The following is a 7119-nucleotide window of genomic DNA, read 5'->3' as shown; positions in this document are numbered from 1 at the left end:
TATTCTTCTGGATGCTAATAATGTTGAAAAATCAAATCCTAATCACTGCTACCAAAAACCTCTTGGGTATCAACTGGTACATCAATATGCTATTGAAAACCTTGATATAGTGGAATATGATAATATTTCCTATCAAAAATACCTTAAAACTGTTATTTCAACAGATTATATGAATAACCAGCCCATGAAGCCTACAGTGACTGAAAATTCATATGACAGTAATTTGCATTACCAATTGACAAAAGAAATACAAACTTATTCTGATAATAAAATAAACGAAACTTATTTTTCTTATGCCCACGAAAAAAATAATACAAAACTTATTAATGCCAATATAGTTGGTGTGCCATTAGAGATAACAGTATCTGCTAAACAAAATGCTGGAGACTATGGTAAGATCATTTCTAAAAAGGAAACTAAATATGATAATCCAGCTCATTTATTACCTACATCAGTATTATCCTATGATTTGAAGGATAATACTTCCGGTTCAACAGAAGTTGCCTATGATCAATATGATTCTAATGGTAATCTTCAGCAGTATACCGGTAAGGACAAGATTTCCACAGTGATTATCTGGGGCTACAACAATACGCAGCCTATTGCAAAAATTGAAGATATTAAGCTGACCGCTATCCAGCAATCTTATATTACCGCTATTGTCAACGCTTCCAATACGGATGCTGCTGCCGGCACAAACAATGATGAATCTTCCTTACTATCTGCTTTTACCACGTTCAGAGGTCAGCTTCCAAATCATCAGATTACGACCTATTCTTATGATCCATTAATCGGAGTGAGAAGTATTACCCCGCCATCCGGTATCAGAGAGGTCTATCTTTATGACCCTGCCGGTAGGCTTAAGGAAATCCGTGAGAATCATCAGACGGGGCGTCTGGTAAAAGAATTCAAGTACAACTATAAAAACTAACACGAATGAAAAAAATAATTATTCCCGTAGGACTCCTGCTGCTGGGCAGTGTCAAAGCCCAGCTTACCCCTACAGAAAACTATATACAAACCAAGACCTATCTTGATTACAATGGAACTTCCCCTACCAAATCTGCTGAAACCGTTCAGTATTTTGACGGATTGGGAAGGCCCAAGCAAATCGTTAATGTCAAAGCATCCCCTCTTGGACGTGATGTGGTAACCCATATCGAATACGATGGATTCGGAAGACAGGTCAAAGATTATTTACCGGTTCCCCAATCTAATACCTTGAACGGAGCCATCGTTCCTAATCCTTTAGCGAATGCTACTCAGCCTGGTATTTATGGACAGGAAAAGATCTTTGCTGAAAAAACTCTGGAAAATTCTCCCCTTGACCGGATCCAGGAACAGAAACAGGTGGGAACGGCCTGGGATACCAAACCGGTGAAGTTTCAGTATGATGCCAATGTGCATGTAGACTATGTAAGAAAATACGAAACCACAACCACCTGGGTAGAGAACAGAACCCAAACCTCTGTTAAGCTTCTTCAGTATTTTCTTCCTAACAGCCTCTATAAAAATACCATCACCGATGAGGATGGCAACAAAACCATTGAATTTAAAAATGGTAAAGGGCAGCTGATCCTTTCAAGAAAAGTATTGAATGCGACAACAAATGCGGATACCTATTATGTATACAATGAATATGACCAGCTGGCATTTGTTATTCCTCCTTCAGCACCGGCAACACTAGACGATTCATCAAAAGAAAAGCTGTGTTATCAATACCGTTATGACGGCAGGAACCGATTGGTAGAGAAGAAGCTTCCCGGAAAAGGCTGGGAATATATGGCGTATGATAAGGCTGATAGACTTATCATGAGCCAGGATGCCAATATGCGCCCTTCCGGTAAGTGGCTGTTTACCAAATATGATAAGTTCTCCCGTGTGGTATATACCGGGATAGCCAATATAGGATCACAGTTTGTTAGGCAGCAAGTGCAAGGAAGTATTGATTATTATATTGATAATGGGAAACCGGCAACGGAAGATCGGGATGCTGAAGGATTTAATTCTGCAGGAATGAACATTAAATACAGTAATCTGGCTTATCCTGGTGATCATATAGAAAAAGTATACTCAGTTAACTATTATGATACCTATCCCAATTATAACTTCAATCCAACTTTTCCGGTATCTATCCAGGGAGAGACTACTTTACAGCCATCAATGATGGCTGATGGAAAAAGTACCAAAGGGCTTCCTGTGATGAGCCTGGTTAAGAATATTGAAGATGACAACTGGACCAAAACCTATTCTTATTACGATACCAAAGGAAGAGTCATAGGAACCCATTCCATTAATCATCTGGGAGGGTATACCAGAACAGAAACAAAACTTGATTTTGCAGGAGCTGTTAAAACCTCTGTGACCAAACACAAAAGACTTACTACGGATACCGAGAGGATAATCACCGAAACATTTGAATATGATCACCAAAACAGACTGCTGGCTCACAAACATAAGGTAGGAACTAATCCTGTTGAAATTCTGGCTCAGAATAAGTACAACGAACTTTCACAGCTTGAATCCAAGAAAGTAGGAGGGATCAGTGCTGCTTCACCGTTACAGCAGATTGATTATAAATACAATATTCGTGGTTGGATGACTAAGATCAATGACCCGAAGAACTTAAACGGGAAATTGTTTGGGTACGAAATTAAATATAATACGGTAGAAGGTTTGGTAACCCCCAATATGGATTATTCCAACCTTATTGTGAAGCCTAAGTTTAATGGGAACATTGCAGAAATAGACTGGAAAACCGCTACAGTTCCTAATGATAACCTGAAAAGGTATGGGTATGTTTATGATGGATTAAACAGATTGTTAGCCGGTTTTTATCAAAAAGATACCAATCCCTCTGCAAAAGAAAATTTTGAAAAAATGGACTATGACCTGAATGGGAATATTGCAGCCCTCAAAAGGTCTGGTTTCTCTTCGGGCACTACAGCATCATTAATTGATGACCTGACCTACATCTACATCGGAAATAAGCTGACACAGGTTAAAGAAGCCGCTCAGAATGATATTGGATACGAAGGCGGAAACAACTTTATTGATTATGATCTGAATGGAAATATGACCAATATGAAGGATAAAGGAATTCAGAGCATTACCTACAATTATCTGAACCTGCCTGGAGTTCTATTAATCAGTCAACGGGATCCTTTTTTGGGACCGAATCTGGAATCCAGTCTTAGCTATTTATACCGTTCAGACGGGGTAAAGCTTCGTAAAAGCTACTTCAGACAAGCAAGGAGAGGGCCAACCGGTACTGTCCGTACAACTGATTATCTGGACGGTTTTCAGTACAATTATTTTGGAAACGGAGAAGTATGTTTAACCTGCCGGACTGAATTTGCGTATGAAGAGCAGGCATATAAAAAAGCAGACAGCCAGCTTAATGAAATTAATTTAACTCCCGAATGGAAACTGGATTTTGTACCCACCTCTGAAGGTTTTTATAGTTTCATAGAAAACCGTTATATTTATCAATACAAAGACCACCTTGGAAATGCAAGGATCAGTTTTGGTAAAAACAGCGCAGGCGCTCTGGAAATTACAGACAGCAATGACTACTATCCGTTTGGACTCAACCATATCGGCAACGGGAAAAGTCTGATAGGCTCGTATTATAGTTATAAGTACCAGGGACAGGAATTACAGGAGACAGGATTTTATAGCTTTAAGTGGAGAAATTACATGCCTGATATAGGAAGATTTTTTAACATCGATCCATTAGCTGAAAAATATCCAACTTGGGCTCCATATGTTTTTAGTGGAAACAGGGTTATTGATGCAAGAGAGCTGGAAGGCTTAGAACCTGTTGAAATTAATAAAGGGACCAAAAATTTAATTATTGCAGTACAGGGTTATGATGGAAATCCAGATCGAGGAAAAACACAATCAAAATATCCAGATAAAGGTAGTTTTTCAAGTTTGCTTGTTGATCGATATAGCTCTCAGCAAGGGACTCAAGTCGCGGTTTTTGACTCATCAATGGATTCAAGAACCCGAAAGGATGTTTCAAAATCGATTGAAGATTTTAGAACTGCAAGTCCAGACGGTAAATTAGTTATTGTGGGACACAGTCTGGGTGCTGATAATGCTATTACGGCTATTAATAAAAGTTTAAACGTGAAAGTTGATAAACTAATCACATTAGATATTTCTGATCCAATCAAAAAGACAGATAACGTAATAAATTCTAATGTTGTAGAGGCTAAAAATTACCTTCAAACAAATAATATTTTTGTAGGAGGTACTAAAATTGAAGCGGCATCAGGTAATTCGACAACTAAGATTACGAATGTCAAAACAGATGATAATACTACTCATACAACTATTGATAATAATTATCGTTTTAATGTTTTAAATGAAGTGAAAAAAATAATACCTATTAATAATGATTAAAATTACCTACTTCTCTCATTTTTTTGCAATTCTCGCATTAGCATTATTTTTTCCTAAAATGAAACTTGATAGTTTTAGTGTTACTTTATTTTCTATTTCAATCTTATTAAATATAGTTTCAATTAACATTATAATTAAGAAAAAAAACACTATTAAGAAAGTATGGTTTTTCGGTAATTTGTTTTTGAATGTAATTTTTATATGCTTATTTACATATACTTTATTTATGCTTTATCAGTTAAAGTATGGATAATATTTTCAGGTAAAACCTATTCTTTTTGGATGAGTTATTTGGACTTATAAAAGAATTCTAAGTACAATGGCAAGGAGTTGCAAGAGACTGGGATGTATGATTATGGGGCAAGAATGTACATGTCTGACCTGGGACGCTGGGGTGTTGTAGATCCTTTGGCAGAAGCTTCCAGAAGATGGAATCCGTACACGTATGCCTATGATAATCCAATCAGATTTATTGATCCGGATGGAATGCAAAACCAAGATATCATTAAAATCATGAATAATGGAAATATAGAACGTACAGCAGATAGCAATCCTTATGATACAATCACAAATGAAGATGGATCTAAATCTATAGAAATTGCCCGTACAAATGTAACAGAAAAGAATCCTAGAGGAGATTCACAAATAGGAGAAGCTAAAGATATTAATTTTAAAACACCAGGACACGAAGGCTCAAAAGGAAGTAACATTTATACGTATTTACAAATACAAAACGATGATGCAGCTAAACAATTTTTTGACTTTGCAGCAGAAAATACTAGTGTTGAATTCACTAGAGATACGTTCAATTTTGGAGATGGGTTTTCCTCAAATGTTATAACTACGAGCCATGTTACTAATGTAAGTGTTAGTGCTTATTTTGCTATTCCCTATGTAAATCTAACAGGAGGAAATGGTAATCACTTCATTTATCAAAGCAAAAGTGTTGATTTTGATCATTCTCATCCACTAGGAGAAAGTATAGCTCCCGGAGGATTTAATTTTAGATTTGATAAAAATAATAGTCCTATTTTTTACAAAATCATTACAGGAGGTTATGTCGATGCTGATGTATCAAGCAAAAATCCAATATTTAAAACTACTAATGTTTATAGTACTTGGAAATGGCCAACATCAGGAAAAGGATATGTCAACTTTAATGGCTCAATAGCAACATATACAGGTAGTAATAGAAAAATAAATTAATTATGAAAACAACATTGATATTTATTTTAGGAAGTATATTAGTTCTATTTTCTTGTAAAGCACAAGATAAAAAGATTGATCCTAAGGTAGTAATACCATTTATCGAAAGTTATATTGACTTCAAAAACAAAGAGCACTATGTAAATGTAAGTGACAATATATTAATTGTTGGTGCAAGCAAAATACAAAATGAAACCAAATATTGGTTAAACGTATATTTTATGAATCCAGAACTAATGTCCGGTTTTAAGTATACAAAAGTCTATAAACTTTATAATTATAGAATAATAATTGATGAAGCACTTGATGAAACAATCATGTTGAAAAATGCATTTAAGAATATACAGGAAATTCCTTATGAAAACTTTAATTTAGCTTCTTATCCGTTTTCTTATAACACTAGCATGTGGTTGCTTACTTTCAATTATAAAAATGAAGTTATACAAGTATCACCTCAAGAAAAAGCTGAGACTATAAAAAATATTTTAGAAAAGAAAGGTATTAAGTTTTCAAAAGACTACGAAGAATAAAATCACGATACCATAAATATCAATAGGCTGTCTCAAATTTAGATGGCCTATTACATATCAGTACAAGTACAATGGCAAGGAGCTTCAAGAGACGGGGATGTACGATTATGGGGCGAGGATGTATATGCCTGATTTGGGAAGATGGGGAGTTATAGATCCGTTGGCTGAGAAGATGAGAAGATGGTCACCATACAACTATGCATTTAATAATCCTTTGAGGTATATTGATCCGGATGGCAGACAAGGAACAGATATTTATGAATTGAATAAAAAGGGAGAATTAATTTGGAAAGCACCATCTGAAAGAGATGTAATTTATGCTTCCAAAAACTTTGATAAGAATGGCAATCTTAATGCTAATAATGATGGTGGTGTAGATGTTGGAGAAAAAGGCTATATAGAAAAAAACTTAAAAGTAACAGCGCTTGAAAATCCAATACAAGATAATACCGGTCATTCAAATGATAAAATATCAACATTGAGTTTTTATAGTAATGTATCAAAAGCGTTAGAAGTTGCGGAGTATTTTTATAATAATACGAATATAGAGACGGCAAATTCTACTTATAAAGACACTATCCCGTAAAGTGTGTAAGTTAAAAAGCTAGGCTTGGATTTTATAATCTGAGCCTTTTTTCAAAAATAAGCATAAATTGGTTGAGTACAATACCCCAATTATGGATAGGCATGGTCCATTTTTTAGTAGCTTCTTTTAGTGCAAGATACACTGATTTCATTACGGCATCATCCGTAGGAAACGACATCTTATTTTTAGTGTATTTTCTGATTTTGCCGTTGAGATTTTCAATTAAATTTGTGGTGTAAATGATTTTTCGTATCTCAAGAGGAAATTCAAAAAATACAGTGAGCTCATGGTAACCTTCCCTGTTTTTCAGACAAATTAAAATTATTAAATTTAGTTTGTTAAACCTTATGAAAAAGAGCAAATTTTCGGAACATCAGATTATCCATA

3 protein-coding genes and 4 pseudogenes are annotated in these 7119 nt (G+C 35.2%); 6 read left to right on the top strand and 1 reads right to left on the bottom strand.

From position 1 onward, the window contains the following. The 6 genes and pseudogenes from DRF67_RS21675 to DRF67_RS22030 all read left to right on the top strand — a co-directional run. Positions 1-931 (top strand): annotated as a pseudogene (locus DRF67_RS21675) (hypothetical protein); the annotation flags it as partial. A gap of 5 nt (positions 932-936) precedes the next feature. After that, positions 937-4410, top strand: a complete 3474-nt coding sequence (locus DRF67_RS21150) for a DUF6443 domain-containing protein (protein ID WP_115930286.1) — start codon at positions 937-939, stop codon at positions 4408-4410. 312 nt (positions 4411-4722) lie between these two features. Then, a pseudogene (locus DRF67_RS21965) lies at positions 4723-4899 on the top strand (RHS repeat-associated core domain-containing protein); the annotation flags it as partial. Beyond that, a complete protein-coding gene (locus DRF67_RS21140) occupies positions 4897-5616 on the top strand; it encodes a JAB-like toxin 1 domain-containing protein (protein ID WP_317048021.1) in 720 nt (239 codons plus the stop codon). The pseudogene DRF67_RS21965 and the gene DRF67_RS21140, both read left to right, overlap by 3 nt. 2 nt (positions 5617-5618) lie before the next feature. Beyond that, on the top strand, positions 5619-6146 hold the full coding sequence (locus DRF67_RS21135) for a hypothetical protein (RefSeq protein WP_115930283.1): 528 nt from the start codon (positions 5619-5621) through the stop codon (positions 6144-6146). A 55-nt stretch (positions 6147-6201) separates the two neighbouring features. After that, positions 6202-6387: pseudogene (locus DRF67_RS22030) on the top strand (RHS repeat-associated core domain-containing protein); the annotation flags it as partial. Positions 6388-6763: 376 nt separating this feature from the next. On the opposite strand, the pseudogene DRF67_RS21125 reads toward DRF67_RS22030, so the two are convergent. Next, a pseudogene (locus DRF67_RS21125) lies at positions 6764-7024 on the bottom strand (transposase); the annotation flags it as partial. Positions 7025-7119 lie beyond the last annotated feature (95 nt).

This window comes from Chryseobacterium pennipullorum (assembly GCF_003384725.1).
Classification (GTDB): domain Bacteria; phylum Bacteroidota; class Bacteroidia; order Flavobacteriales; family Weeksellaceae; genus Chryseobacterium; species Chryseobacterium pennipullorum.
Note: the sequence above shows the minus strand (reverse complement) of the source record. Positions and strands in the feature narration are given on the sequence as shown.

What these genes read in the sequence shown, in the direction of transcription:
- DRF67_RS21150 (WP_115930286.1), top strand. Translation starts at nt 937, where the DNA reads ATGAAAAAAATAATTATTCCCGTAGGACTCCTGCTGCTGGGCAGTGTC.
- DRF67_RS21140 (WP_317048021.1), top strand. Translation starts at nt 4,897, where the DNA reads ATGCAAAACCAAGATATCATTAAAATCATGAATAATGGAAATATAGAA.
- DRF67_RS21135 (WP_115930283.1), top strand. Translation starts at nt 5,619, where the DNA reads ATGAAAACAACATTGATATTTATTTTAGGAAGTATATTAGTTCTATTT.